Below are 3,171 nucleotides of genomic sequence, written 5' to 3'. Positions count from 1 at the left end.
TTGTGGGAGCGGGCTTGCTCGCGAAGACGGAGTGTCAGTCGACATCGATATTGACTGTTCGGGCCCCTTCGCGAGCAAGCCCGCTCCCACAATGGAATCGCTTGTTACTGGACGATTTCCTCGCCCTTGATCGTCTGTTCCAGCGCCTGGATGCAGCGTTCCTCGGCGGTGTCCAGCTCCAGCTTCATCTGTTCGATATCCAATAGCTGCTGTTCGAGCTGCTCACGGCGCTCGGCGATTTTCGCCAGCATGCTGTGGAGTTGTTTCTGGTTGCCGCTGCTGGGGTCGTACAGTTCGATCAGCTCGCGGCACTCGGCGAGGGAAAAACCAATGCGCTTGCCACGCAGGATCAGTTTCAGGCTGACCTTGTCCCGCGGTGAGTAGACACGCTCCTGGCCACGGCGCTCCGGGCTCAACAGGCCCTGTTCTTCGTAGAAGCGGATGGCGCGGGTGGTGATATCCAATTCGCGGGCGAGGTCGGAGATGCTGTAGGTCTGGCTGCTCATGGAAGCGCTCGAAACGAAAGAGGTTGGCGCTAAGCTAAAGGCAGGTTGACGTTCACGTCAAGCAATGAACTGTCGACGAAACCTGTGGGAGCGAGCCTGCTCGCGAAAGCGGTAGTCCAGCCAATATGAATAGTGACTGATCCGACGCTATCGCGAGCAGGTTCGCTCCCACATTGGACAGGCTAAACCCTATCGAGCTTCTTCTCATGGGCCGTCACCTGCTGGCATAGCTCGATCATCTGTTCGCGCATCCAGCGGTTGGCCGGGTCCTGGTCGGTGCTTTCATGCCAGTAGAGATGGGTTTCCACCGGCGGCACATCGTTGACGGGCACGTGGACCGCATGCAGATCGTGGCGGCGGGCAAAACGTTCCGGAACCGTCATGACCATGTCGGTCTGCTGCAGCACCTGGGAAGCCATCAAATAATGTTGCGAGCGCAGGGCAATCTTGCGCTGGATGCCTATTTTGCCGAGGGCCAAGTCGACATAACCCAGGCCGTTGCGGCGACTGGAAATATGCACGTGGGTCTGGGCCAGGTAATCGTCAAGACTGAGCTTTTCCTTGCCTGCCAAAGGATGGCCCTTGCGCATGGCACACACGTAACGGTCTTCCAACAACTTGACGTGGCGCACCTGCGGATCGGTGTTGAGCGGCGCATCGACCGCGAAGTCCAGGCGCCCGGCGGCCAGTTCCTTGGTGGTTTCCCGGCGCTTGGACAGGAAACTCTCGATGGCCACGGTCGGCGCCAGTCGGCGCAAGCGCTGGAACAGCGGCGGCAGGATCACGCCTTCGGTGAGGTCGGTCATGCTGATGCGGTAGGTCTTGACGGCTTGCAGCGGATTGAAAATCCGGCTTTCCTGCACCGACACCCGTAGCAGCGACAAGGCGTTACGTACCGGCCCGATAATATTCTGGGCCATCGGCGTGGGCACCATCCCTTGGGCGGTGCGCACGAACAGTGGGTCGTTGAAGGTCTCGCGCAAGCGCGCCAGGGCATTGGACACGGCCGGCTGAGTGATACCGACGATCTGCCCGGCGCGGGTCAGGTTGGCTTCGGTGTAGATGGCATCGAAGACAATGAAAAGGTTGAGGTCGACCTTGCTCAGATTCATGGCGCTGCACTCTTATTCTTGGGCTTGTATGAGGTGCCGGGTGGCGATGCAAATCAGTGAACCATATATCGGTGATGAATGTTAATACACGCCGAGAATAGGTTAGGTAAATTTTCGTAGCTCAACTAGCATCGATTCCATGACCTAAAAACAACCTCTGCCAGAAGGTGCTGCCGATGGATTTTGCCTACTCCCCCAAGGTTCAGGAACTGCGCGAGCGCGTCACGGCGTTCATGGATGCCTACGTCTACCCGGCCGAAGCGGTGTTCGAGCGCCAGGTAGCGGAAGGTGATCGCTGGCAGCCCACGGCCATCATGGAAGAACTCAAGGCCAAGGCAAAAGCCGAGGGCTTGTGGAACCTGTTCCTGCCGGAATCCGAACTGGGTGCCGGCCTGACCAACCTGGAATACGCGCCGCTGGCGGAAATCATGGGACGTTCGTTGCTGGGGCCGGAGCCGTTCAACTGCTCGGCGCCGGACACTGGCAACATGGAAGTCCTCGTGCGCTACGCCAATGAAGAACAGAAGCAACGCTGGCTCGAGCCGCTGCTGCGGGGCGAGATTCGCTCGGCCTTCGCCATGACCGAGCCGGACGTCGCCTCTTCGGACGCCACCAACATGGCCGCCCGCGCCGAGCGCGATGGCGATCAATGGGTGATCAACGGCAAGAAATGGTGGACTTCAGGTGCCTGCGATCCGCGCTGCAAGATCCTGATCTTCATGGGCTTGAGCAACCCCGACGCGCCACGCCATGCCCAGCACTCGATGATCCTGGTGCCGGTGGACACCCCCGGGGTAAAAATCGTCCGGCCATTGCCGGTGTTCGGCTACGACGATGCGCCCCATGGTCATGCCGAAGTGCTGTTCGATAACGTGCGGGTGCCGTACGAAAACGTCCTGCTGGGTGAAGGCCGCGGCTTTGAGATTGCCCAGGGGCGCCTGGGCCCGGGGCGGATTCACCATTGCATGCGCTCGATCGGCATGGCGGAACGCGCCTTGGAATTGATGTGCCAGCGCGCCGTCAGCCGCACCGCATTCGGCAAACCGCTTGCACGCCTGGGCGGTAACATCGACAAGATCGCCGATTCGCGGATGGAAATCGACATGGCGCGCCTGCTGACCTTGAAGGCGGCGTACATGATGGACACCGTCGGTAATAAAGTGGCGAAGAGTGAAATTGCCCAGATCAAGGTCGTTGCGCCTAACGTGGCCTTGAAAGTCATCGACCGGGCGATCCAGATCCACGGCGGCGCCGGGGTTTCCAACGATTTCCCGCTGGCCTATATGTATGCCATGCAACGCACCTTGCGCCTGGCCGACGGCCCGGATGAAGTCCACCGCGCTGCTATCGGCAAGTTCGAGATCGGCAAATATGTGCCCAAGGAGATGCTGCGTAGCGGGCGCTGAAAACTTTTTCTAATGAGACAGGCCCCATACTCTCGGTGGGAGCGGGCTTGCTCGCGAATGCGGTGTATCTGCAAAGAACATGTCGCTTGGCACTCCGCCTTCGCGAGCAAGCCCTCTCCCACAGGGGTACATCCGACAGGGCTTCGT

Annotated in this window: 3 protein-coding genes; 1 reads left to right on the top strand and 2 read right to left on the bottom strand. The window is 59.8% G+C overall.

Features of this window, described 5'->3' with window-relative positions:
* Positions 1–104: 104 nt before the first annotated feature.
* Both JMN22_RS22235 and JMN22_RS22230 read right to left on the bottom strand, forming a co-directional pair.
* Positions 105–506, bottom strand: coding sequence for a MerR family transcriptional regulator (locus JMN22_RS22235; RefSeq protein ID WP_030140075.1), 402 nt, complete (start codon positions 504–506; stop codon positions 105–107).
* Positions 507–688: 182 nt separating this feature from the next.
* Complete coding sequence (locus tag JMN22_RS22230) at positions 689–1,618, bottom strand: LysR family transcriptional regulator (protein WP_198798047.1); 930 nt, start codon at positions 1,616–1,618, stop codon at positions 689–691.
* A 176-nt stretch (positions 1,619–1,794) separates the two neighbouring features.
* Here JMN22_RS22230 and JMN22_RS22225 point away from each other — a divergent pair, with 176 nt between their 5' ends.
* Entirely contained in the window at positions 1,795–3,024 is a 1,230-nt protein-coding gene (locus JMN22_RS22225) for an acyl-CoA dehydrogenase (RefSeq protein ID WP_030140077.1), read from the top strand.
* The last annotated feature ends 147 nt before the right edge of the window (positions 3,025–3,171 follow it).

The sequence above is a fragment of the Pseudomonas sp. HB05 genome, from assembly GCF_016756915.1.
GTDB lineage: Bacteria > Pseudomonadota > Gammaproteobacteria > Pseudomonadales > Pseudomonadaceae > Aquipseudomonas > Aquipseudomonas alvandae.
This window is presented reverse-complemented; position numbering and strand designations above follow the sequence as displayed.

Bases quoted from the DNA above. Each gene is read 5' to 3' on its own strand.
- JMN22_RS22225 (WP_030140077.1), top strand. From the start codon at position 1,795: ATGGATTTTGCCTACTCCCCCAAGGTTCAGGAACTGCGCGAGCGCGTC.
- JMN22_RS22235 (WP_030140075.1), bottom strand. From the start codon at position 506: ATGAGCAGCCAGACCTACAGCATCTCCGACCTCGCCCGCGAATTGGAT.
- JMN22_RS22230 (WP_198798047.1), bottom strand. From the start codon at position 1,618: ATGAATCTGAGCAAGGTCGACCTCAACCTTTTCATTGTCTTCGATGCC.